We start from the raw sequence: 23,358 nt of genomic DNA, 5'->3' as shown, positions 1-23,358 counted from the left end.
ACCTCAAAAAGAGGGGGGTGACAAGTATTTAAGCTCAAATCCCTGCTACAATAGGGTTTTGACTATATAAATTAAATGATTTTTTGACAATACGTTCTAACAAATAGGGGGTATTCTATGAAAACATTAGCATTAATTTTAGCAGGTGGAAGAGGTACCAGACTTGATATTTTATCAGCACATAGAGCTAAACCAAGTGTTCCATTTGCAGGAAAGTTTAGACTGATTGATTTTGCTTTGAGCAACTGTGTTAATTCCGGCATTTATAATGTAGGAGTTTTAACTCAGTACTTACCGCTTTCTTTAAATAATCACATAGGAATCGGTAAACCATGGGACTTAGACCGCAGATTGGGTGGAGTTACTATTCTGCAGCCATTTAGAGGTAAGCCAGGAACAACAGACTGGTATGAAGGTACAGCCCATGCAATTTATAAAAATATTAGTTTCATTAAGAATAAAGATCCGGAAGATGTGGTAATTTTATCTGGAGATCATGTTTATGAGATGGATTACAGCAAAATGGTAGATTATCACCGCCAAAAAGGGGCGGATTTAACAATTGCCGCACAACCTGTCCCGTATGAAGATGCAAATCGTTTTGGGATTTTAGATTACAATGATGAGATGAGAATTACAGATTTTGTAGAAAAACCAGAAAATCCACCAAGTAATCTAGCTTCAATGGGAATTTATGTTTTCAAAAAAGAAGTGCTGCTTGAAGTACTTGAAAAATATTGTACCGAAAAGGATTCCGACTTTGGTCATCATATAATTCCGCCAATGATTGAAAAAGAAGGAGTTTATCTCTATGAATTTGATGACTACTGGAAAGATGTAGGTACACTTGCAGCTTATTGGGAAAGCAGTCTTGAATTGACTGATCCGATCCCAAGTTTAAACTTATATAATGATGACTGGAAACTTCACACCAGAAGTGAAGAGAAACCACCAGTTAAATTCGGTAAGGATGCCTGTGCTTCAAAAAGCTTAATTTCCAATGGATCAATAATTAATGGAGTTGTAGAAAATTCTATTATCAGTCCTGGAGTTTATGTTGAAGAAGGTGCAGTGGTTAGAGATTCAATTATCTTTAATGATACTGTCATTAGAAGCAATTCGGTTGTAGAAAAGGCTATAATTGATAAAGAAGTAGAAGTTATGGCTAACTGTAAAATTGGCTATGGTGATGATTTAACTCCCAATAAAGATAAACCTGATCTATTAGAAAATGGTTTAAATGTTATTGCTAAAAGAGCTACAATTCCTGAAGGTACAACTATTGGCAGAAACTGTCGTATTTTTTCCTATGTGGGAGTAGATGATTTTGAAAGTAAAGAGATTCCAAGCGGCAGCACAATTACTTCTGAAATCGGAGAAAAAGTTGCAGCTGGTGACGCAGATCATGTAAGAGAGTTAAATACTTAAAAAATTAAAGAATAAATAGGTAAAATAATCAAAAATTAGGCTCCTCCTCTTTTTGCGGGGGAGCTATTTTATTTATTGAGTATTTTGTGCTAAAATTATTATAGTTAGAACTAATACTTTAACAGGAGATGATTATTATCAAAGTTAAATGGTTAGGAAACTCAGCTCTTTTAATTGAAAATGATACAAAGATTGTCATTGACCCCAGTTTTGAAGTTGAAACTGATTTTAAAGCAGATATTGTATTAATTACTCATGAGCACGATGACCACATAAATTTAGATGATCTGGCAGCAGTAAGCAGTGAGGAGACAAAGGTTTTTGCACCCCAGTCAGTTTATGATAAATTTGATATCGAGGGTGAAGTTGTAGAAGCTGGAGACATTATAGAAGATGAAATTAAAGTCTTAGATGTGGACTGCTATAATTCTGAAGGCTCTGTAGCTTATTTTTATAAAGGCTTATATCAGACAGCAGATGCCTCTGATTATCCTGATCCAGGAGAAGATATAGAATTGCTTTTTACAGCCTGTTTTAATGATTATTTTGCTGATTACTTAGAAAAAGTTATTAAGTTAAATCCGGCCATGGCTGTTCCCTATCATTATGATCCTGAAGAAAGACAGGAACTTCTGCAGGCAAAAGGTTTATCAAGTAAATTTGAACAGATCGGCTGTAAATCTCAGGTAATAGAAATCGGGGAAGAATTAGAAATATAATATTTTAGTGAAATAAAAAGTTAATATTAAAATTTGACCTGCCTTAAATGCAGGTCTTTTTTTATATTTTGATAATATTTTGGATTATTATCAAAATATAAAAATAAAGATTGATTTTAATGAAAAGTTGAAAAACAATGATGATTTGAGTGAAATGGTAGAAAATATTTTTTTGATAACTTAGTAAATGAGTTTTTTTATGTTTAAATAGCTACTTATCACCAGCTAATAATTGGCTGTTAAGTTGTTAAATAATTACTTTAATTACCTTCATTTTGTGTTATTTTGTAATATAGGAGAAGTGAGAATTTGTAAAATAGGAGGTAATAATTATGGAAGCAGAATTTGATCAAAATCGTCTTGTTCTTGTTTCCAATGGAGAACCATATAAACATGTATTTGAAGATGGTAATTTAAAACTGGAAAAAATGGCTGGAGGCCTAACCACCGGACTTGATCCGATGATGCAGGAAGGTGATGGGCTCTGGATTGCCTGGGGCCGAGGTGAGGCTGATTTTGAAGCAGTCGATCAAAATAATAAGCTTCGGGTTCCTGATCAGAACGGCTATACTTTAAAAAGAATTGAGCTCAGCGAAGAAGAGAAAAATGGTTTTTATTATGGGTTTTCAAATGAGATTATGTGGCCGATCAGCCACACCTTTATTTCCAAAGCAAATTATAAAAAAGACTACTGGCAGAGTTATCAGCAGGTTAATCAGAAATATGCAGAAAGTGTCCTGGAAGAGCTGGAGGATGATGATCTGGTCTGGATACACGATTATCATCTGACCCTGGTGCCGGGAATTCTAAAAGAAGAAAAGCCCGAGCTTAAAACTTCACTTTTCTGGCATATACCCTGGCCTGCCTGGGAGGCTTTTAGAACAATTCCCTGGCGCAGAGAAATTCTGGAAGGAATGCTGGCAGCCGATTTCTTAGGCTTCCATACAGATCTCTTTGTCTATAACTTTTTAAACTGTGCAGAAAAAATTGGGGCAGAAGTTGATTTTTCTGAAAGAGAAGTTTATTACCAGGGTACAAAAACAAAGGTTGAAAGTGTGCCGCTGGGAATTGATTATCAAAAATTTGACCAGCTTTCCCATGATGAAGACTATCTTGCCAGAGCTAAAGAAGTCAAAGATCATTATGAAACCGAAAAATTGATCTTTGCAGTTGATAGGCTTGATTATACAAAAGGAATTGAAGAAAGACTGGAAGGAATTGATCGCTTTTTTGAAAAATATCCTGAATATCAGGGCAGGGTTAGCTTTGTTCAGCGGGTGGCTCCAAGCCGGACCGGGATTGAAGAATATCAGAAAATGAAAGAAAGAATTGAGAAAAAAGTTGCAGAAATTAATGGTAAGTATCAAAAGGATCAGTGGCAGCCTGTTAAGTACTTTTATGGATCTGTGCCGCAAAATGAGCTGCTGCCCTATTATAAAGCTGCAGATCTCGGTCTAATTACAGCTGCAATTGATGGGATGAACCTGGTAGCCAAAGAGTATTTAGCAGTTCAGGATTCTGGAGTCTTACTGCTTTCGGAATTTGCAGGAGCAGCAGAATATTTAGATAGTGCTCTTAAAGTAAATCCCTACAATACAGAAGAGCTTGCAGATAGAATATATGAGGGGCTTGAGATGCCCGAATCAGAGAAGAAAGAAAGACTTAAGCGGGCTCGGGCTGACTTAAAGGAATATGATATTAACTGGTGGCGTAATTACTTCTTAGAAAAGTGGCTTGATAGTTATGAATAAAAAATATTTGCTCGATGCTCATAATCTAGAGACAGTTAAAAAAAGAATTGAAGCAGCTGAAAACCTGCTGATATTTCTTGATTATGACGGAACACTGGCTCCTTTTAATCCAGAGCAACTTTCTGCTTATGCGCTTCCGCAGATAGAAAAATCCCTGAATATAATTAAGCGGAAGAACAAATATTATTTAAATCTGGTTTCAGGCAGAAAACTTAGTCAATTAAAAAATATGCTTCATTTAGAAGATATCAATTATGCCGGCAGCCACGGTCTGGAAATTGAATTAAGTTTTGAAGCTGAAGTAGTTTATCCCTATCAAACAAAAAATATTGACATTTTAAGCCAAAAAAATTACGACCAGGTAAAGAGAGACTATCAAAAATCAGATGATGTTAAAGTTGAAGATAAAGGTTTTGGCCTGGCTCTTCACTTTAACTCATTAGAAAAGCAAAAAGAGCATGAGAAAAAACTGGATCCACTGTTTGCTGGATCAGCCTATCAGCTTCTTTCGGGCAGAGAGGTTATTGAAATCAGGCCGAAGGGCTGGGATAAAGGAAAAGCTGTTGACTATATGACTCAAAGGATTAAAGAAAATTTTGAACTGGATAGTGCTTTAAGAATTTATATTGGTGATGATAGAACCGATGAAGATGCATTTGAAGTCTTAGATGATGGGATTACTGTTTATGTAAAGAATGATTCAAATTTAAATACAAAAGCTGAATATTATTTAGAAAATCCAGAAGATACAGCTAAATTATTAAATAACCTGGCAGGAGAGCTTTAATCTCCTGCCTTTGTTTATTGCCTGGTTTTTAAATTATAGATGTCTTGTATAATTGGAGCTAAATTTTATGAAATTCTGCTTTCATTTTTGAAAAGGTTGTCAGTTCTGTAAAACCAATTTCTTTTAGTTTGGAGATAGTATAATTAAATTTATTGGCTATAGTCTCAGTATTGTGGCTGTCTGAGCCAATTGTTAAAATTTTACCACCCAGCTGGTAATAAAGTTTTAAAATTTCAAAATCGGGCAGGGGATTCTGTCCATCAATTCTGTAGCCGGAGGTGTTAACCTCTAATCCTTTATCTTTAGCAATGACTGTTTTTAAAATTTCTCTAATCAATTCAGCTGCCTGCTCATCTTCCATCAATCCCGGCTGCTGCTCAAAATCACCATAGCGGCGAATAATATCCAGATGACCAATTACACTGTAATGATCATAATCTTTTACAACATTGAGAACAGCTTTCAGGTATTGGAGATAGGCTTCCCATTGGCCGTAATTTTCAAAAAAATCTCCATTATATAGATCCGCCTTTTCAGCAGTATGAAAAGAGCCAATAACAAAATCAAAATCATCAGCCAGATACTGCTCACATTCTTCAAAGATATGTTCCTGGAGTCCCATTTCGATTCCTTTTTTGATTTTAAGTTGACCTCTGTATTTCTGCTGCATTTTTTCGATTTCAGCTAAATACTCTTTTTTATCAATTAAAAATTCAATTGTATCATCTTTATAATCTATATCATGATGGTCAGTAATTGCTATTTCGTCTAATCCCTTATTAACTGCAGCCTGACAGAGCTCGTCCATGGTCATATCAGAGTCGGCAGAAAAATGTGAGTGCAGATGATAGTCAAATAACATAAAATCTCTCCTTATTTTCTATTTTGGTCGCTAAATACTACTTATTCTTATCATAGCATAATAAGCTGTTAAGTTAAATATTATTTCTACTGTCCTATCTCCTCAGATAGATAGCTGGAATTTGTAGAAAAGATTTATTAATATTTCTCAAGGATAAGATGATTTTTAATTAGATAAATTAGTAAATAATAAAACCTAAACAAATACTTGACAAACTTACTTAAGTTTATTATCATATCTTAACAGTGGATAATATTTATAATTAGTAAATAACTAACATGAGGTGATAGTAAATGAGTGAATTATTTGAAGTTGTAAAAAACAGAAGAAGTATTAGAAATTATAAAAGTGAGATACCAGCAAAAGAAAAAATTGAAAAAGTAATTGAGGGGGCAAATTGTGCCCCTTCTGATGGAAATAGTCAACCCTGGCAGTTTTATGTTGCAAGAGGAGAGATAGTAGATGGAATCTGTAATGAGTTTTATAATCATGCAAAAGAACATATTCCCAATGCTTCCTATATTCCGGAAGAAAAAAAGCAGCCAATGCTTGAATATGCAAAGGATTTTGGTGGAGCTCCAGTTCATATAATTATAAGTTATGAGACAGAAGATGATCCAATTAAAGATGAGGAAGCATTAATGGGGGCTTCTGCTGCAGTTCAAAACTTAATGTTAACTGCTGCTGATCAGGGGCTCGGAACTGTCTGGATAGCAGGTCATGTTGCTCACAGTGAAAGAGTAAAGAGACTGCTTAACCTATCTGAATCAGAAAAAATTGCTGGAATTATACCGATTGGAATTCCAGATATGGACCCTCCTTTAAAAGAGCGCCAAAATCCAAAAGATAAAACAGAGTGGCTTGGATTTTAATTGACATCCTCCCCGCCCATTAACATGAGCGAGGCTTTCTCGGCTAAAGTAGGGTGATTAATTTTCTAGAATAAAAAAATAAATATAGAACACTTATTTTAATATGCAGGAGACCCAGAATACCTTTCTAAGGACTGGGTCTTTTTTGTTTATTATTAATTGCAAGAATAATTTGTAATCATCTTTCGAATTAAATATAATAATAGTAGAAGTTACACAATCCGGGAGGGATAAATAATGGAATATAGAACTGTAGGTAAAACAGGAGTTCAGGTTTCTCCACTTTGTTTTGGTACGATGTCTTTTGGTGGGATTGCTGATGAAAATATGTCGAGAAAGATGTTTAAAGCAGCACGTGATCGGGGGATTAACTTTTTTGATTCTGCTGATGTCTATAATGAAGGCCGCTCGGAAGAACTGCTCGGAAAGTTTATGCAGGAACATAAATGTCGGGATGAACTGGTTATAACTTCAAAAGTTTACGGGAAAACAGCTGCTGATGTAAATGCCAAAGGACTTTCCCGCCGTCATATTAAACTGGGAGTAGAAGAAAGTTTAAAGAGGTTGAAAACTGATAGGATAGATTTTTATTTTGTTCACAGCTTTGATTCTAAGACAGATATGCTGCAGACCTTGAGAGCTATGGATGATCTGGTCAAAGAAGGTAAGATATTATATCCGGGAGTCAGCAACTGGGCAGCCTGGCAGATCGAAAAAGCACTTGGTATTTCGCGCCAGGAGAGTCTGGCCCGCTTTGAAATTGTGCAGCCGATGTATAACCTGGCTAAAAGACAGGCTGAAGTTGAGATTCTGCCGATGGCTGAGGCTGAAAATCTGGGAGTTATCTCCTACAGTCCCTTAGGTGGCGGCTTACTGACCGGTAAATATGGAAAAGATAAGCGACCTGATAAAGGTAGACTGGTGGAAAGAGAAGATTATGCTACTCGCTATGGCTTAAAACAGTACTATCAGATAGCAGAAGAGTTCAGCAGCCATGCCCGAGACAGAGGAGTAGAGCCTGCCTCACTGGCAGTAGCCTGGGTTATGTCCAATCCAGCAGTTACCGCTCCAATTATCGGTGCCCGCAATCTGGAACAGTTAAAGGGGTCACTGGGGGCTTTAGATATTGAAATGACCAAAGAGTGGAGAAAAGAAATAACAGATCTTTCAATTACCCCTCCACCAGCAACAGATCGACTGGAGGAGCAGAAAAACATTAGTTATTTTTAATAAAAAACGATTATTTTAGGACTAAAGTTTTAGGACTAAAGTTTTATTAATCCAGCAGGAGGTTTTAATTAATGACTAAAGAAGAAGTTGCAGGAATGATTGATCATACAATTTTAGGAGCAGAAGTAACGAAAGAAGCTGTCAAAGAAAAGTGTCGAGAGGCAAAGGAATATAATTTTGCTTCAGTCTGTGCCAATCCGGACCAGGTAGCTTTAATGACTGAAGAACTTGCAGATTCTCCCGTAAAAGTCTGTACGGTAATTGGCTTTCCGCTTGGAGTTAATGCAACTGCGACCAAGATTGCAGAAGCAGAGCTAGCAGCTGCCGAGGGAGCAGATGAACTTGATATGGTAATCAAGGTAGGAGCCTTAAAAGAAGGAGACTATGAGCTGGTAAAAAATGATATTAAAGCAGTTGTTGAAGCTGCAGGAGACAAAGTGGTTAAAGTTATAATTGAGACCTGTTATTTAACAGATCAGCAGAAAGTTAAAGCCTGTGAACTGGCCAAAGCAGCAGGAGCGGATTTTGTTAAAACATCTACCGGTTTTGGCAGTGGCGGAGCAACTGTTGAGGATATTGCTCTGATGAGAAAAACTGTTGGTGAAAAAATGGGTGTCAAAGCATCTGGAGGAATTCACAGTTTAGCTGAAGCTGAGGCCATGATAGAAGCTGGAGCCACCAGGATTGGAGCCAGTTCAGGTGTGCAGATTATCGAAGGTGCTGAAGTAAATTCTGACTATTAAAATTATAGATCTTTTCTTACTATAAAACTAGATATTTTCAAACTAAGACCTGCTGGGAGTAATATTTTCTGGCAGGTCTTTTAAATTTCACTTGAATAGTGTTAAAATTAAGACAGAATAAGAAATTTACTAAAAGACTTGACAGCAGAGTGGATAATCAATATAATAGATACAACATTTTAATACTTTACCATGATAAAGCACTAAATTAAAACGGGAGGTCATTATAGATGAATGCATTTGTAGAGGGTGTTCGCGATATTTTGCCGGCAGAACTAAGAAAGAGGAGAGGAATCTATCAGACTATTAGAGAGGTATTTGAAGCCAATGCCTACAGGGAGGTTATTACCCCAACTCTTGAGTCCTTAGAACTTTATGCAGGTATAGAAGGTTTGGTTGATAAAAGTGAAATGTTTAAGGTGGTCGATGATAAGGGACAGATCCTGGTTTTAAGACCTGATCTAACGATGCCGATTGCTCGACTGGCGGCAAGTCGTTTTCAGGACAGCCCCAGACCCCTAAAGTTTTCATATTTAAGCTCAGCCTTCCAGTCTAAGAATTCTCAGAGCTTAAGCTTAAAAGAAAAAACACAGGCGGGAGTAGAGTTAATCGGCTCAGCCAGCCTGGAATCAGACTTAGAGATGATTCTACTTTTAATTAAGACCATGCAGTCAGTGGGAGTCGAAGAGCCTCTGATTGATATTGGTCATGCAGATTTAATCAATGAAATTTTTGCAGACTTAAAGATCGCTGAAAAAGAAAAAACTGAGCTGCGCCAGCTGCTGGCAGCTAAAAATAAAGTTGGGATTAAAAATTACATTAAAGATATCGAACTGACAGAGGATGCGGCAGAAGTTTTATTAAGCCTGCCTTCACTTTTTGGTAAACCCAAAGAAGTAGTCAAAAAATTAGAAGAGATGCCGTTATCAACAGATACCAAAGAGGCTCTGAAGACTTTAGACGAATTATTCAATAAGTTAAAAGAATTTGAAGCTTTAAAATATATCACTTTTGATCCGATGCTGATTTCCCGCCACGGCTATTATACAGGCCTGATCTTCAAGGGATATGCAAAGGGCTACAGCAACCTGCTGGCAAGTGGAGGCCGCTATGATAATCTGACTGAGAAATTTGGAGTAGAAGAGCCGGCAGTCGGGTTTGCCTTAGAAATTGAGAATTTACTTGATTATTTAAACAGAACGGAAAATTTTAGTGAAGATCAGGAAAAAAGATTTTTGATATCTTATCAGGATAACTCAGATCTGAAGCTTGCCTTTGAGTTGGCAGAAGACTTAAGGAATGCTGGTTTTGTTGTTGAAGTCTATAATGGAGCAGACAAAGAATATTTAGATTTTCAGCAGGTTAATTTTGAGATCTGTCTAAAAACTGATAAGCTGGAGTTAAAGCAAAATGGAGGAGAAACTGCAGTAATCGAAAGAAATCAAAAAGAAGCATTAGAATATCTGATCTTAAATAAAATAGAGGAGTGGGAATAATGGATAATCTCTGTATAGCTATGGCCAAAGGAAGGCTGGCTAAAGAAGCAGTTAAACTTTTCCGTCAGGCGGGCTACGATCTGCCTGAGAATATGCTTAAATCACGTAAATTAATTTTTGAAATAGAAAGTGAAAAATTTGAAATTATACTTGTTAAACCGGCAGATGTTCCAATCTATGTTGAATATGGAACAGCTGATCTGGGAATTGTGGGCAAAGATACTTTATTAGAGGAAAACCGGGATTTATATGAGGTCCTGGATTTAGAATATGGAGTCTGTGAGTTTGCTCTGGCCGGACTGCCGGACCGCAAAGATACTCTACTGGAGCGCAAAGTTGCGACCAAATATCCGGATTTTACCCGCCGCTATTTCCGCAGTAAAGGAGAGCCGGTGGAAATTATTAAACTCAATGGCTCAATCGAGCTGGCACCCCTGACAGGACTTGCCGATACTATATTAGATATTGTCGAAACCGGCAGGACTTTAAAGGAAAACGGACTGGTAGTCTATGAGAGCATCAGAGACTTATCGGCCCGCCTGGTGGTTAATAAAGTAAGTATGAAGACCAGACAGGATGAAATTTCTAAAATAATTGAAGCTCTGGATCAGGTAGTTAATGGAGATGATAGTGATGAAGCTTAATCTAAAAAGAATTAAAGACGGCCGCCGGAATGTGGATCAGGTTAAGGAGCTTTTGGAAAGCCGCTCCGGTGATAATCTGGCCAAATATCGTGAGACTGCAGCCGGCATTTTAAAAAATGTACAAAAAAATGGAGACCTGGCAGTTTTAGAATACACATCTCGTTTTGATGGAGTTGATTTTGAGGCTTCAGAACTTGAGGTAACAGATGCTGAAATTGAAGCAGCCTTAAAGGAAGTAGATGAGGATTTTATAGCAGCCTTAAAGAATGCAGCTGCAAATATAGAGGATTTTCACGCTGAGCAGAAGGATAAATCCTGGCAGAAGCAGAAAAAACCGGGAATTATTACCGGTCAGATCTGCCAGCCACTCAAAAAAGCAGGAGTTTATGTTCCCGGTGGTCGGGCAGCATATCCATCTTCAGTATTAATGACTGTTATTCCAGCAAAGGTGGCAGGGGTTGAAGAAATTATAATGCTGACTCCACCTGACAAAGAGGGAAAGGTGAGTCCTGTCATTCTGGCAGCAGCTGAGATTGCAGGTGCTGACCGCATCTTCAAAATTGGTGGAGCTCAAGCAGTAGCGGCAGCAGCCTATGGAACCGAAACTGTACCGGGAGTGGATATTATTGTTGGCCCGGGTAATATTTATGTTTCTATGGCTAAAGAACTGGTTTTTGGTCAGGTTAAAATTGATATGATTGCCGGCCCCAGTGAGATTATGATTATGGCTGAAAAAGAATCCAATCCGGCCTACATCGCAGCTGATTTAATGAGTCAGGCTGAGCACGACCCGCTTGCTTCTTCGATTTTAGTTACAGATGCACCAGAGCTGATCGAAAAAGTAGAAAAAGAATTAGAAAAACAGATTGAAAAACTGAGCAAAAAGGAAATTATCAAAGAATCGCTGGAAAACTTCGGCCTGATGATTGAAGTTGAAGACCAAAATGCAGCAATGGAAATGATCAATCTGGTGGCACCTGAGCACTTAGAATTAGCAGTCAAAAACCCGTTTGAACTACTGCCGGCAGTAGAAAATGCAGGCTCTATCTTTTTAGGAGAATATACACCGGAGCCGATTGGTGATTACTATGCAGGACCCAATCATGTGCTGCCAACTAATTCAACAGCCCGATTTTTTTCACCCTTATCTGTCAGGGATTTTGTTAAGTATTCCGGTTTTATCCACTACAGTCAAGAGGCCTTAAAAGAAGCCAGTGACGATGTGATCTGTCTGGCTGAAGGTGAAGGACTTGATGCCCACGCTAATTCAGTTCGGATTAGAAAAGAAAACTAACTTTAACTGAAAATAAATTATAATTATGATATTTATCATTAAAGGAGGAAAAAATGAACAGTAATAATTTAAATAAGAAGGAAAAAAGTCTAAAAGATCTGTTGCGGCCTGAAGTCAGGGCAATTTCTCCTTATCAGGGAGAAAAGGATAATTTTGAGGTGAAGATTAATTTATCAGGAAACGAATCTCCCTTTGACCTGCCCCAGGAAATTAAAGATAAGTTTAAAGCAGAATTTGACCAGCACGATATTAACCGCTATCCTGAGATTTATTCGGAGAGGCTGCAGCAGAAGCTGGCTTCCTACCTCAGCAGAGAGTTAGCGAAATCGGTCAGTACTGAAGAAATAATTATCGGTAATGGTTCTGATGAAATCCTTGATATTTTAATCAGAAGTTTTGTCGAGCCAGGAGATGTAGTACTTTCTCAGGCTCCAACTTTTTCGATGTATCAGTATTTTACAGAATTAAGTGGGGGTCAGTATGTGGAAGTACCTCTGGATAAGAATTTTAATTTTGAAAATTTAAAGGCTAAAATTGACAAACTGGGGCCAAAACTGATTTTTCTCTGTTCTCCCAATAATCCAACTGGAGAGATTATTCCGCGGGAGCTGATCTTAAAACTGGCTGATTATTTTGCTGGCCCGCTGATAGTCGATGAAGCTTATGCTGATTTTAATGATTTTGATCTGATGCCTGAGGTAGAAAATTATCCCAACCTGGCAGTAACTAGAACTTTTTCCAAAGCATTTGGCCTGGCCGGGATTCGTTTTGGCTATCTCTACGGTAATCAGCTGCTGGTTGAAGAACTCAAAAAAGTCCTAAAACCATATAATTTAAACAGTCTGACAGATCTGCTGGCTTGTCTAATCATTGAAAATGATGATATTATAAAAGAAAGAATTGAATTTATCAAAGCTGAGCGGCAGAAGCTTTATCAGAAGCTGAACTCTTTTCAGGGCTGGCAGCTCTATCCTTCAATGGCCAATTTTTTATACATAGAGGGAGAAAAGACTTTAGAATTTAAAAAGATTTTAAACAGCCGGGGAATTAAAATTAGATCTTACAGTAAAGAACCGGCGGCATTGAGAATAACGGTTGGCAGCAGCGAAGAAAATGAGGCTGTGCTTGCAGCTTTTGCAGAATTTAAGCAGCAAAATTAGGAGTGATTTATAATGAGTAGAGATCGGGTAGCAGTTGAACAGCGAAAAACTAAAGAAACAGAGATAATTGCCAGTGTGAATCTGGATGGAGAAGGCAGAAGTGATATTAAAACCGGGGTTGGCTTTTTTGACCACATGTTAGACCAGATTGCCCGCCACGGTAATATTGACCTGGAGCTTTCGGTCAAGGGTGACCTTCACATTGATCAGCACCACAGTATTGAAGATACTGGAATAGCTCTCGGCAAAGCTTTTGCCAAAGCTCTGGGTGACAAAAAGGGAATCAGCCGCTTCAGCAGTGCACTAGTACCTCTGGATGAAACACTGGTCAGAGCGGTAGTTGATATCAGCGGCCGTCCTTATTTATATACAGATCTTCCCTTTACAAGAGAAATGGTTGGAGATTTTCCTTCGGAGATGGTAGTAGAGTTTATGCGGGCTTTTGCCTTTAATGCGGGGATTACCCTCCACTTAGAAATTTTGCATGGTGATAACTGTCACCATCAGATTGAGGCGGTTTTTAAGGCTCTGGCCAGAGCTCTTAAAGATGCAGTTAAAATTGAATCAGATAAAATACCTTCCACAAAGGGTGTGCTCTAAGTGATTGCGATAATTGATTATGGAGCTGGAAATTTAAACAGTATTCAAAAAGCACTGGAGTTTGTGGGGGAAGAGACGGTTATCTTAGAAGAAGGAAAAGTTGAAGAGCTAGCTAAATATGATGGGCTGGTGCTTCCCGGAGTAGGAGCCTTCCCCGGAGCAATGAAGAGGTTAAAAGAAAATAATTTTGTTGATTTTATAGAAAAATTTGTAGCCACTGGTAAGCCATTTTTGGGTGTCTGTCTGGGAATGCAGCTTTTATTTGAGTGTGGATTTGAGGATCAAAAGACTGCCGGCCTGGGCCTGCTTAAAGGCGATATTATCAAAATGGAGACTGAGTACAAGGTTCCCCATATGGGCTGGAATCAGCTGGAGATAATAAAGGATGATCCTTTATTTAAAGATTTACCTGAAAATCCTCATTTTTATTTTGTTCATTCCTATCAGCTGGCAGAAGTTACAGATGAGGTTTTAGCTGCAGTTGGTTATGGATCTACTGTACCGGCAGTGATCAGAAAAGATAATGTAATTGCTTTTCAGTTTCACCCGGAAAAAAGCGGGGATAATGGAATTCAACTTTTGCAGAATTTTAGGGAGTTGTTATAGATGATAGTATTACCGGCAATCGATTTGAAATCAGGTGAGGTAGTCAGGCTCAAACAGGGTGATTTTGATCGTAAAACAGTCTACAGTCAGGACCCACTGGCCGTGGCAGAAGATTTTGCCGCCAAAGGTGCCGAGTGGCTGCATCTAGTTGACTTGGATGGAGCAGCTGCAGGAGAAAGTCAGAACTACGCAGTAATCAAAAAAATTGCAGCTGAAACTGAGCTCAAAATTCAGACTGGTGGTGGGATTCGCAAAAAAGAAGATGTCAGGCGGCTTTTAGAGATTGGGGTAAAAAGAGCCATAATTGGAACCCTGGCTGTTAAAGATCCCGAGCTGCTGGCAGAGATGATTGAAGAATTTGGAGCAGAAAGTATTTTAGTTAGCATCGATGCTCGCGATGGTAAAGTTGCCACTTCTGGCTGGCTTGAGGCAAGTGAGAGAGATATGCTGGATTTTGCCAGAGAGATGGAAGCCCTCGGGGTTAAATATATTTTGTATACCGATATCGGCCGGGACGGCATGCTCAGCGGACCAGATTTTAAAGGTTTAAGCAGGCTAAAGGAAGAAACTGAGCTGAAGATAATTGCCTCCGGAGGAATCAGTTCCAATCAGGATTTATATGACCTGGCAGCAGATAATTTTTACGGAGCAATTACCGGTCAGGCGATTTATCAGGGAAAAGTTGATCTAAAAGAAGTCTTAAAAAAGCTGGGTGAAAAAGATGCTTAAAAAAAGAATTATCCCCTGCCTGGATATTAAAGACGGCAGGGTAGTTAAAGGTGTAAATTTTGTTGAATTAAGAGATGCCGGAGATCCGGTAGAGTCAGCCAAAGAATATAATGATCTGGGGGCAGATGAGTTAGTTTTTTTAGATATTACAGCAACCAAAGAAAAACGTAAAACTCTGGCTGAGCTGGTAGAAAAGGTAGCAGCTCAGGTTTTTATTCCGCTGACAGTTGGTGGAGGAATCAGAACTGTAGAAGATATGCAGTTTATTCTCCGGGCGGGAGCAGATAAGGTTTCAGTAAATTCAGCTGCAGTTAAAAATCCAGAATTAGTGCGAGAGGGTGCGCTTAAATTTGGCTCTCAGTGTATAGTTGGAGCAGTTGATGCAGCAAAAAGAGAAAATGCTGACGGCTGGGAAATATTTATCCACGGCGGCAGTAAAGAGACCGGAATCGATCTAATTGAATGGGTCAAAGAATTAGAAAGTCTGGGGGCTGGAGAAATCCTCCTGACCAGCATCAATGCTGATGGAACCAAAGAAGGTTTTGACCTGGAGATGCTGCAGGCGGTGACTGAGGCAGTGAACATTCCAGTTATTGCTTCCGGAGGAGCAGGCAGTATTCAGCATTTTATTGATGTTTTTAAGAAAACAGGTGCTGATGCAGCACTGGCAGCCTCGATTTTTCACTTTGGAGAAATTGCAATTAAAGATGTTAAAGCTGAGCTCGAAAAAGCTGAAGTTCCAGTCAGGATTGAAGAAAAATAAATTTTGAAATTGTAGTAAAGAAAGGACAGGGTGATTTAGTGCTCGAAATAATAGATAAATTAGAAGAGATAGATTTTAAATTTAATCAGCAGGGATTAATGCCTGCTGTCGTTCAGGATTATCAGACTAAGGATGTACTGATGGTGGCTTATGTTAATGAGGAATCTCTTAATCTGAGTTTAGAAAAAGGAGAAACAGTTTTTTTCAGCCGCTCCCGTCAGGAAATATGGCATAAGGGGGCAACCTCTGGTAATACCCAGGAAATCAAAGAAATTTATTATGACTGTGATCAGGATACAATTTTATTTCTGGTTGATCCAGCTGGACCAGCCTGCCATACAGGTAAGACTTCCTGCTTTTACCGCAAAATAGCAGAAGACACTGATGCTAAAGCTGAAGAAATGATGGAAATGCAGCAGCAGGCCCAGAATATAGAAGCTGAGTTTGAAACAGAAAAAGTAGTAGATTTTCTTTATGATCTAATTTTAAGCCGCAAAGAAGAAATGCCGGAAGGATCTTATACAACTTATCTCTTTGAAGAGGGTATTGATAAGATCTTAAAGAAAGTCGGAGAGGAATCAGCCGAGGTGATAATTGCCTCCAAAAATGAGCCAGATGAGGAGCTGATTTACGAATCAGCAGATTTAGTCTATCATATGCTGGTCTTACTTGCCGAAAGATGCATCACTCCCGATCAGATAAGAGCAGAACTTAAAAAGAGACATAAGTAAAACTTAGACGTACCAACTTATATGAACCAGGTCCAAAACGACCGTTTTGGACCTGGTTAAAAAGAATACTTTCACAAAAGGTACCGAACATTTGGATGAAATATCCAAGTAACCGGTACCTTATTTTTTTATTAGTGCCTTTTTAAAGATTTTATGCTATAATATAGTAAAACAGTTGGGTTAATTTTTGCTGAACTTGTTGATGCTAAAGGAGAAAATTCTGTGCAGTACCGCTTTTAGGAGGGACTAGATTGGAAAAATTGTTGAGCAAATTTAAGTACATAATAATTATACTGCTGGCCCTGATCATGATTTATATATTTTCAACTCAATACACCAACATTAGAGAAGTAGTAGAAGACAAATATAACAGTCAGCAGCAGCTGGTTGAGAAAAATATTATTCAGACAGTAAATTATATCAATGATGCCTATAAAATTGCCGAGCAGCAGTTGAACGCTGAGATGCGAGAATATTCTGAGCTGATGGTGGGAAAATACCGGGATAATCCCGATGTCAATAGCTGGGATTTAGAAGAGATGCAGCAGAACTTCTCAGGATATGATATTTATATCGTTAACCGGGATTTAAAAATTATCAAAACTACCTATCAGGAAGATCTTGGTCTTGATTTTTCTAAATTTGGCAGTTTTGCCACAGTTTTGCGAGAACGAATGGCAGGCAGTGAATTTGAGGTTGATCGAATCGATATTTCAACTCAGGCTGGCGAGATAAAAAAGTACAGCTATATGCCGAGTCCGGATAATCAGTATTTATTTGAGCTCAGTGTCAGCATTGAAGATCAATATCCCTCCTTTCAGAGTTTAAACCTGTTTAAAGAGGCAGCAGCTTTAACATCAGAATATGAGCTTGTAGAAGATATTGCTTTTTACAGTGTGGAGCCAATTAACCACCAGGTAGCTAAACTAAGGAATAGTAAAAAACCCTATTTAAATCCTGATGTGCCAGAATTTGAAGAAGGATTAGCAAGACAGGCAGTAATTAATAATTCTCTGCAGGAAAATTCCCGGAATATAGAGGAAATTCAGCACAGTTATCGCTTTTTCCCGGCTTTAGTAAGTGACGACGAAAATGAGCAGGGCTGGAATTCTTATGTGGTGGGAATAGTATATAATGATCAGATAATGCAGTCAGAAATAAGCAGCCACAGAAAATTATTTGCGGTAAATATAGTTTTACTGGCAGCGCTTTTTGCTGGTTTTATAGCTATTGTAGTTTACTTATTAAAAAAGTTTGAGCACCAGGCCTATCACGATAAACTAACCGGACTGGCAAATCGAAAATACTTTGTAGAAGAGTTTAAAAAGTTGAAGGAGAAAGCTGATTTTTCAGGAAATAATATCGGAATTATTTTTATTGATATTGATGAATTTAAAGAAATAAATGATAATTATGGGCATGATATGGGAGATAGAGTTTTAAAAAGTATTGCTTCCAGAATGGAGAACAGTCTAAAAGCTGATGATTTAAAGGCGCGTATGGGTGGAGATGAATTTGTGATTGCTCTGTCTGATCTGAGTTCCAAAGATAAGGTCATCAAAGTGACAAAACGACTAGTTAGAGACCTAAAAAAACCACTTTTTGTAGATAGCAAAGAAATTTCTATTAGTATTAGTGCAGGTGTTAGTTTTTATCCTGAAGACAGTAAAGATTTAGAAGTGTTAATTAAAAATGCTGATGCTGCAATGTATAAAGCTAAGAGAAAAGATATTGATATTGAAAAAAATTAGATAAAAAAGTAGTATATAGTTTAAAAAGGCGGAGAAATCTGCCTTTTTTATTTAATAGATTTTAGAGAATTATATAAAATGTAATTAAATTATAAAATTCAAACACCAATTTTAATTTGAATAAATATATTATAGAGTTTCCCTTAAGTGCTTTTAAATAAGCACTTAAGGGATTTTTTTTGCCTTGATATAGCTAATATAAAAATATTTCATAAGTTTTCATGAAAAAAACTAAAAAAATTTCATGAAAAAAGAAGGAGTTTTCAATTAAGTCTTGAATTATTAAATTAGAGAAGCAAAAAATTAGAATAATAAGTTTATAAGATTATAAGTTCAGCCAGGGGAGAGTGATAAATTTTTGGTAACAAAAATATTTTGAATTTTTAAGTAAATAATAGGCCAAAAATCTAAAGGAGGAAAAAATGTTTAATAAGAAATCATTAGTAATATTTATTTCAATAATTATTGTTTTATCCACTGTAGTTGTTGGCGCAGAGGAGAAGAAATTTGCTGGTCAGTTTTCAAAAGAGGAAATGTGGGTTAATCAAAGTTTAGATTCATACAGTGAAGCTCCGGAACTAAAAGTTCTTGTAGATTCTGGTGAACTGCCACCGGTTGAAGAACGTCTGCCAGAAGTACCAAGAGTGGTGAAATCCAATATAATGGCTGACGGAGTTGGAGAATATGGTGGTGTCTGGCGTGATACTTTTGCCGTACCTGTTGCCAGTTGGAACTGGGGAGCTCAGAAAACTCAGGGCTGGTTTGGAATTAATCAGATAGTACAGGAATCTCTATTAGTTTCCGGCCCAATGTGGATGCTGGAACAACCTGATCCATTACCAAATCTTGTAACTGGATGGGAATGGTCAGCAGATGGAAAAACTTTAACAATGAATTTATTAGAGGGAATAAAATGGTCTGATGGAGAGCTATTTACTGCTGATGATGTATTATTTACTTATAATGATTTAATTTTAAATGACAACATCCCAACCTTTGGTAGTAAAGAGGCCTGGGTATATGGTGGTCAGCAGACTGAATTAGAAAAAGTTGATGATTATACAATTAAGTGGCATTTTGGAATAGAAAAGCCTGTTCATGCCTTTTATAATATGGATTATTTAGATTTCGCTGTTTCACCAAAACATGTCTACAAGAATTTTCATCCCGATTATAATGAAGATGCATCCTATGATGATTTTGTAAATGCAACTCCACCTGATGATTTACCTTTAGTTACCTTAGGTCCCTGGGTTCCTACAAAATATGAAGCAGGACAACAGCTGGTAATGGTTCGCAATCCATACTACTGGCAGGTAGATGAAGAAGGTAATCAGCTGCCATATTTAAGTGAGGTTCGTTTTAATGAAGTTGAATCTGGTGATATTAGAACTATGAATTTAATTGGAGGTTCGGCTGACAGAACAAATCTAGAAAATCCTCAAACATTCAGTATGGTTAGACAGGCTTCATTAGAGGAAGATGCACCATTTAAAATTGAATTTGGACCATTTGGAATTGGTTATCATATTTCAATGAATCTTTCCCGTTATTTAAGTGTAGAAAATGATCGAGATGCAGAGCTGAGAGAATTATTTAGAGAAAAAGCTTTTAGAGAAGCAGTTTCTCACAGTATAAGCAGAGATGCAATAGCAAATGTTGCTTTCCCTGGTCCTCTAACTCAGGCCTGGCATGGAGGATATCCAAGCGGATCATCCTATTATGATCAAAATAGTGTGGTTAAATACGAATATAATCCCGAAACTGCAAAAGAAAAATTGGCCTCACTTGGTTTTGAAGACACAAATGGTGACGGCATTTTAAACTGGCCTGAAGACAGCAAGATTGCTGGAGATGAACTGGTAATTGAAATGATGATTAATCAGGATCAGCAGGCAAGTATAAATGCGGCTGAAGCTGTACAGCCAATGTTTAGAGAAGTTGGAATTGACTTAAAAGTAAGACTGGTTTCTGCTAATAATGTTGCCACTAAAGTTGGAGGCGGAGACTTTGAAATGTACTTTAACCGTCTTGATTCTGCAATTCCATTTATTCAGATGGAGCTCTTTGGACCATTCAGAAATAATTCTCCTGACTGGCACTATGCGGGTTCTGGTGGCAAGAGAGATCTGCTTGATTTTGAAAAAGAGATTCAGGAGATTATGCAGGAAGCTCGTTATGTTGCAGATGCAGCTGAAAGAAAAGAAATGTTCAAAAAAATATTAAATCTATATACAGAAAACGTTTATACAGTAGGAGTTTATGAAGTAAGAAGAGGTACTGGACTGCATAAAAGAATTAGAAACTGGCAGCCAGATATTCCGCCCTATATGTATAATTGGACAATTAACAGTATTCCAGTTCAGATTCTTTATGTAAATCAAGAAGATCAATTTGAAACAATGTTTCTTGATTCTATTCCAACAAAAAATGATTATATTGAACGTTCATGGCATTTACCTTTAGATTAAAACAAAAATAGAGGGAGTGCAATATTCTCCCTCTATAATTATAAACTTATTATTAAATTATAGAGAATAAATTTTACATTTTTTAAAAAATTTAAGGAGGAAAAACAATTGATTAGTTATATAATTAGAAGATCTCTGCTTGCTATTCCGATGCTCTTGTTAGTAAGTTTAATAGCTTTTTTCATCCTCACTCTTCCACCTGGAGACTATATGACTTCTTATCAAAATCAGTTAACCAGTCAGGCAGGTCTTACAACTGCAGAGGCAGAAGAAATGGCCAATGAAATGCGGCAGAAGTATGGTCTTGATAAGCCTTTTCTAGTTCAATATTATAACTGGATTAAAAATATTGTTACAAAAGGTGATTTTGGTTATTCATTCTTTTATTCTAAATCAGTTTCTGCTGTAATCTGGAGCAGGATGGGATATACCCTTTTAATTGCTGGCCTCTGCCATTTCATCTCTGTCTTTGCAGGAGTCTTTATTGGGATTTTTTCCGCCACTCACAAATACTCTTTTGCTGATTACACTTTTACAGTTTTAGCCTTTTTGGGAGTTTCAATTCCGGCTTTTTTTCTGGCTCTATTTATGATGTATATTTTCTCCTTTGAACTCGGAATGGGAGTTGGCGGTTTATTTTCAGATGAATATATTATGGCTCCCTGGAGTATAGCTAAAGTCTGGGATTTAATCAAACACCTCTGGCTGCCGGTAATAATAGTTGGCTTTGCCGGTACTGCAAGAAATATGCGGGTTATGCGCTCTAACCTTTTAGATGTACTGGGACTGCAGTATATTCAGACTGCTAAAGCTAAGGGTTTAAAAAATAAAACAGTTATTTATAAACATGCAGTAAAAAATGCAATTAAACCAATAGTTATGTCAATGGGATCTGCTTTACCATTTTTAATCACTGGTGAAATGATTACTAGTATTGTGCTTGACCTTCCAACAACAGGACCAGCATTTTATAATGCTTTAGTTAATCAGGATATGTATTTAGCAGGGAGTTTTTTAATGATGATTGCTGTAATCCTTGTAATTGGTAATTTACTGGCAGACATTGCACTGGCCTGGGTTGATCCCAGAGTTAGGTATAACTAAAGGAGAGAGGTGTAACCATTGAAAAAAGAAGAAGCGAAGGAAAGAAAAAAGTATTTAAGTAATAAAGAAAAAATCTGGCGCCGTTATAAAAAACATAAGCTGGGTATGATTGGCGGAACTATAGTTATCTTGCTTTTGATCTTAAGCATTTTTGCTCCGTTTTTTAGTCCCTATGATTATAGAAAACCTGATTACGAAGGTGCATATATGCCGCCACAACCATTAAATTTTATAGATGAGGAAGGTGATTTCAGTATAACACCTTTTACTTATGGGGTTGAGCAGGGAATGGATCCTGAAACCTGGGCCAGAACTTTTGAAATTAATCCGGATCAAAAATATAGACTGCAGTTTTTTGTTGAAGGTTGGGAATATGAATTATTTGGAATTTTTGAGTCTAACATTCACCTTTTTGGTGTTGAAGAAGGTGGCACCTTCCATCTTTTTGGGACTGATAAGTTAGGTAGAGATATTTTAAGTCGAATAATCTTCGGCAGCAGGATTTCAATCTTTATTGCCTTTTTTGGGTCCTTGCTGTCAGCTGTTGTAGGCTCTCTTATTGGGGGTATATCTGGATATTTTTCAGGGAAGGTTGATTTACTTATTCAAAGGGTAATAGAAATGTTTCAGCTTTTTCCACAGTTACCACTTATGATGGCTTTAAGTGCTGCTATACCAACAACCTGGCCGCCGATTTTAATTTTTATTGGAATAGTTGTTGTGTTATCTCTAATTCAGTGGACATTTTTAGCTAGAGAGATTAGAGCAATCGTTTTAAGCTATAGAGAACAAGAATTTGTTAAAGCAGCTCAGGCTTTAGGGGCCAATCATTTATATACAATTTTAAAACATGTAATCCCTAACTGCTTCAGCCACATTATAGTTGTTATGACTTTAACAATACCTCGTTTAATCCTGGCTGAAAGTACTTTAAGTTATCTGGGGCTTGGAATTCAGCCACCTATGGTCAGCTGGGGAGTACTTTTACAGGAAGCTTCTAATATCCAGACAATTGGTCAGCACCCCTGGATAATGATTCCGGGAGCTTTTATCTTCTTTACTGTTCTGTCAATTAATTTCTTTGGTGATGGAGTAAGAGATGCTCTTGATCCGAAGAGTAATTAAGGTAGGTGAATAAATTGAATCAAGAAGCATTAGTAGAAGTTAAGAATTTAAAAACATATTTCTATACAGAAGAAGGAGTAGTTAAGGCGGTAGATGGTGTTGATTATGAGATCTATCCCGGCGAAACTTTAGGTGTTGTAGGTGAGTCCGGCTGTGGTAAAAGTGTTACCTCTTTATCAATTATGAGGCTGGTCGAATCACCTCCAGGCAGAATTGAAGCTGGAGAAATAAATTTTGGCGGCAGAGATTTAACTAAAATTCCTGAAAAAGAAATGAGAAAAATTCGGGGTAATGATATCTCAATGATCTTCCAGGAACCGATGACTTCTTTAAATCCTGTTTATACGGTTGGAGATCAGATTATGGAAGCAATTATGCTTCATAAAATAGTTGATAGAAAAGAAGCCAGACGCCAGGCAATTGATATGCTGCAGAAAGTAGGTATTCCGCTGCCTGAACAGCGTGTAGACGAATATCCACACCAGTTATCAG

22 protein-coding genes are annotated in these 23,358 nt (G+C 37.4%); 21 read left to right on the top strand and 1 reads right to left on the bottom strand.

Annotated features, from left to right (window positions below; all coding sequences use genetic code 11):
- Positions 1-117 precede the first annotated feature (117 nt).
- From C8C76_RS13375 to otsB, 4 genes are all read left to right on the top strand, one after another.
- The gene (locus tag C8C76_RS13375) at positions 118-1,428 is read left to right on the top strand and encodes a glucose-1-phosphate adenylyltransferase (protein WP_108142495.1); all 1,311 of its coding nucleotides are present in this window, start codon (positions 118-120) and stop codon (positions 1,426-1,428) included.
- Between the two features lie 128 nt (positions 1,429-1,556).
- The gene (locus C8C76_RS13370) at positions 1,557-2,147 is read left to right on the top strand and encodes an MBL fold metallo-hydrolase (RefSeq protein WP_108142493.1); all 591 of its coding nucleotides are present in this window, start codon (positions 1,557-1,559) and stop codon (positions 2,145-2,147) included.
- Positions 2,148-2,479: 332 nt separating this feature from the next.
- Positions 2,480-3,898, top strand: a complete 1,419-nt coding sequence (locus C8C76_RS13365) for an alpha,alpha-trehalose-phosphate synthase (UDP-forming) (protein WP_108142491.1) — start codon at positions 2,480-2,482, stop codon at positions 3,896-3,898.
- Positions 3,891-4,685 carry a trehalose-phosphatase gene (gene otsB, locus C8C76_RS13360; protein WP_108142489.1) on the top strand — a complete coding sequence of 265 codons (795 nt, stop codon included), beginning with the start codon at positions 3,891-3,893 and terminating at the stop codon, positions 4,683-4,685. The genes C8C76_RS13365 and otsB overlap by 8 nt, the downstream gene beginning before the upstream one ends.
- A gap of 58 nt (positions 4,686-4,743) precedes the next feature.
- On the opposite strand, the gene C8C76_RS13355 is transcribed toward otsB, so the two are convergent.
- Positions 4,744-5,547 (bottom strand): histidinol-phosphatase HisJ family protein, encoded by an 804-nt coding sequence (locus tag C8C76_RS13355; RefSeq protein ID WP_108142487.1) that lies wholly within the window; start codon positions 5,545-5,547, stop codon positions 4,744-4,746.
- A gap of 293 nt (positions 5,548-5,840) precedes the next feature.
- Between C8C76_RS13355 and C8C76_RS13350 the strand changes: the two genes are divergently transcribed.
- The 17 genes from C8C76_RS13350 to C8C76_RS13270 form a co-directional block, all read left to right on the top strand.
- Positions 5,841-6,419, top strand: a complete 579-nt coding sequence (locus C8C76_RS13350; protein ID WP_108142485.1) for a nitroreductase family protein — start codon at positions 5,841-5,843, stop codon at positions 6,417-6,419.
- A gap of 237 nt (positions 6,420-6,656) precedes the next feature.
- Entirely contained in the window at positions 6,657-7,649 is a 993-nt protein-coding gene (locus C8C76_RS13345) for an aldo/keto reductase (protein WP_108142483.1), read from the top strand.
- Positions 7,650-7,720: 71 nt separating this feature from the next.
- Positions 7,721-8,392: a deoxyribose-phosphate aldolase gene (deoC, locus tag C8C76_RS13340; RefSeq protein WP_108142474.1), complete on the top strand. Its 672-nt coding sequence runs from the start codon at positions 7,721-7,723 to the stop codon at positions 8,390-8,392.
- 230 nt (positions 8,393-8,622) lie between these two features.
- Positions 8,623-9,888 carry an ATP phosphoribosyltransferase regulatory subunit gene (gene hisZ / locus C8C76_RS13335; RefSeq protein WP_108142472.1) on the top strand — a complete coding sequence of 422 codons (1,266 nt, stop codon included), beginning with the start codon at positions 8,623-8,625 and terminating at the stop codon, positions 9,886-9,888.
- Positions 9,888-10,532: an ATP phosphoribosyltransferase gene (gene hisG, locus C8C76_RS13330; RefSeq protein ID WP_108142470.1), complete on the top strand. Its 645-nt coding sequence runs from the start codon at positions 9,888-9,890 to the stop codon at positions 10,530-10,532. Before hisZ ends, hisG begins: the two co-directional genes overlap by 1 nt.
- Complete coding sequence (hisD, locus tag C8C76_RS13325) at positions 10,522-11,826, top strand: histidinol dehydrogenase (protein WP_108142468.1); 1,305 nt, start codon at positions 10,522-10,524, stop codon at positions 11,824-11,826. Before hisG ends, hisD begins: the two co-directional genes overlap by 11 nt.
- Before the next feature lie 53 nt (positions 11,827-11,879).
- Positions 11,880-12,986, top strand: a complete 1,107-nt coding sequence (gene hisC, locus C8C76_RS13320) for a histidinol-phosphate transaminase (protein WP_108142466.1) — start codon at positions 11,880-11,882, stop codon at positions 12,984-12,986.
- 12 nt (positions 12,987-12,998) lie between these two features.
- Complete coding sequence (gene hisB / locus C8C76_RS13315; RefSeq protein ID WP_108142464.1) at positions 12,999-13,586, top strand: imidazoleglycerol-phosphate dehydratase HisB; 588 nt, start codon at positions 12,999-13,001, stop codon at positions 13,584-13,586.
- Positions 13,587-14,192: an imidazole glycerol phosphate synthase subunit HisH gene (gene hisH / locus C8C76_RS13310; RefSeq protein ID WP_108142462.1), complete on the top strand. Its 606-nt coding sequence runs from the start codon at positions 13,587-13,589 to the stop codon at positions 14,190-14,192.
- Positions 14,193-14,921 (top strand): 1-(5-phosphoribosyl)-5-[(5-phosphoribosylamino)methylideneamino]imidazole-4-carboxamide isomerase, encoded by a 729-nt coding sequence (hisA, locus tag C8C76_RS13305; RefSeq protein WP_108142460.1) that lies wholly within the window; start codon positions 14,193-14,195, stop codon positions 14,919-14,921.
- Positions 14,914-15,684: an imidazole glycerol phosphate synthase subunit HisF gene (gene hisF / locus C8C76_RS13300; RefSeq protein WP_108142458.1), complete on the top strand. Its 771-nt coding sequence runs from the start codon at positions 14,914-14,916 to the stop codon at positions 15,682-15,684. Before hisA ends, hisF begins: the two co-directional genes overlap by 8 nt.
- A gap of 98 nt (positions 15,685-15,782) precedes the next feature.
- A complete protein-coding gene (hisIE, locus tag C8C76_RS13295; protein ID WP_375135333.1) occupies positions 15,783-16,415 on the top strand; it encodes a bifunctional phosphoribosyl-AMP cyclohydrolase/phosphoribosyl-ATP diphosphatase HisIE in 633 nt (210 codons plus the stop codon).
- A gap of 251 nt (positions 16,416-16,666) precedes the next feature.
- Complete coding sequence (locus C8C76_RS13290) at positions 16,667-18,166, top strand: GGDEF domain-containing protein (protein WP_108142456.1); 1,500 nt, start codon at positions 16,667-16,669, stop codon at positions 18,164-18,166.
- Between the two features lie 422 nt (positions 18,167-18,588).
- Positions 18,589-20,637: an ABC transporter substrate-binding protein gene (locus tag C8C76_RS13285; RefSeq protein ID WP_108142454.1), complete on the top strand. Its 2,049-nt coding sequence runs from the start codon at positions 18,589-18,591 to the stop codon at positions 20,635-20,637.
- A 108-nt stretch (positions 20,638-20,745) separates the two neighbouring features.
- Positions 20,746-21,741, top strand: coding sequence for an ABC transporter permease (locus tag C8C76_RS13280; RefSeq protein ID WP_108142452.1), 996 nt, complete (start codon positions 20,746-20,748; stop codon positions 21,739-21,741).
- An 18-nt stretch (positions 21,742-21,759) separates the two neighbouring features.
- The gene (locus C8C76_RS13275; protein ID WP_258222573.1) at positions 21,760-22,866 is read left to right on the top strand and encodes an ABC transporter permease; all 1,107 of its coding nucleotides are present in this window, start codon (positions 21,760-21,762) and stop codon (positions 22,864-22,866) included.
- A 14-nt stretch (positions 22,867-22,880) separates the two neighbouring features.
- Positions 22,881-23,358, top strand: a 478-nt coding sequence (locus tag C8C76_RS13270) for an ATP-binding cassette domain-containing protein (protein ID WP_146161873.1), incomplete at its 3' end; no start/stop codon positions are given.

The organism is Halanaerobium saccharolyticum, from assembly GCF_003053565.1.
Classification (GTDB): domain Bacteria; phylum Bacillota; class Halanaerobiia; order Halanaerobiales; family Halanaerobiaceae; genus Halanaerobium; species Halanaerobium saccharolyticum_B.
Note: the sequence above shows the minus strand (reverse complement) of the source record. Positions and strands in the feature narration are given on the sequence as shown.

Coding starts and splice junctions, on each gene's coding strand:
- C8C76_RS13375 (WP_108142495.1), top strand. CDS start 118: ATGAAAACATTAGCATTAATTTTAGCAGGTGGAAGAGGTACCAGACTT.
- C8C76_RS13370 (WP_108142493.1), top strand. CDS start 1,557: ATGATTATTATCAAAGTTAAATGGTTAGGAAACTCAGCTCTTTTAATT.
- C8C76_RS13365 (WP_108142491.1), top strand. CDS start 2,480: ATGGAAGCAGAATTTGATCAAAATCGTCTTGTTCTTGTTTCCAATGGA.
- otsB (WP_108142489.1), top strand. CDS start 3,891: ATGAATAAAAAATATTTGCTCGATGCTCATAATCTAGAGACAGTTAAA.
- C8C76_RS13355 (WP_108142487.1), bottom strand. CDS start 5,547: ATGTTATTTGACTATCATCTGCACTCACATTTTTCTGCCGACTCTGAT.
- C8C76_RS13350 (WP_108142485.1), top strand. CDS start 5,841: ATGAGTGAATTATTTGAAGTTGTAAAAAACAGAAGAAGTATTAGAAAT.
- C8C76_RS13345 (WP_108142483.1), top strand. CDS start 6,657: ATGGAATATAGAACTGTAGGTAAAACAGGAGTTCAGGTTTCTCCACTT.
- deoC (WP_108142474.1), top strand. CDS start 7,721: ATGACTAAAGAAGAAGTTGCAGGAATGATTGATCATACAATTTTAGGA.
- hisZ (WP_108142472.1), top strand. CDS start 8,623: ATGAATGCATTTGTAGAGGGTGTTCGCGATATTTTGCCGGCAGAACTA.
- hisG (WP_108142470.1), top strand. CDS start 9,888: ATGGATAATCTCTGTATAGCTATGGCCAAAGGAAGGCTGGCTAAAGAA.
- hisD (WP_108142468.1), top strand. CDS start 10,522: ATGAAGCTTAATCTAAAAAGAATTAAAGACGGCCGCCGGAATGTGGAT.
- hisC (WP_108142466.1), top strand. CDS start 11,880: ATGAACAGTAATAATTTAAATAAGAAGGAAAAAAGTCTAAAAGATCTG.
- hisB (WP_108142464.1), top strand. CDS start 12,999: ATGAGTAGAGATCGGGTAGCAGTTGAACAGCGAAAAACTAAAGAAACA.
- hisA (WP_108142460.1), top strand. CDS start 14,193: ATGATAGTATTACCGGCAATCGATTTGAAATCAGGTGAGGTAGTCAGG.
- hisF (WP_108142458.1), top strand. CDS start 14,914: ATGCTTAAAAAAAGAATTATCCCCTGCCTGGATATTAAAGACGGCAGG.
- hisIE (WP_375135333.1), top strand. CDS start 15,783: ATGCCTGCTGTCGTTCAGGATTATCAGACTAAGGATGTACTGATGGTG.
- C8C76_RS13285 (WP_108142454.1), top strand. CDS start 18,589: ATGTTTAATAAGAAATCATTAGTAATATTTATTTCAATAATTATTGTT.